Raw genomic sequence first — 252 nt, 5'->3', positions numbered from 1 at the left:
ACCACGCTGCTGCCCATGCTGCACCACCTGCAAACCCGCTCCGCCACCTTCGTCTATATCGGCGTGGTGCTGCTGCTCTTCTTCTCGCGGATTTTCGGCACCGGCGCCCTGTGGGAGGCCGTCATGGCGCCGCCTATGACCCGCAAATCAAAACCACCGTCCAAGAGGGCACAGAACTGCTCGCCTATCTGCTGATCGCCTATGGCGCGGTGCTGTCACACCTGCACGGCTACGGCGCCCAAGCCGCCCTAC

At 63.9% G+C, this 252-nt stretch carries 1 protein-coding gene; it reads left to right on the top strand.

Features of this window, described 5'->3' with window-relative positions; genetic code table 11:
- The coding region (locus FCK22_RS18585; RefSeq protein ID WP_211243603.1) for a hypothetical protein at positions 1 to 195 on the top strand (195 nt) is incomplete at its 5' end.
- Between the last annotated feature and the right edge of the window lie 57 nt (positions 196 to 252).

The sequence above is a fragment of the Sulfitobacter sp. 15WGC genome (genome assembly GCF_005068605.1).
Classification (GTDB): domain Bacteria; phylum Pseudomonadota; class Alphaproteobacteria; order Rhodobacterales; family Rhodobacteraceae; genus Sulfitobacter; species Sulfitobacter faviae.
This window is presented reverse-complemented; position numbering and strand designations above follow the sequence as displayed.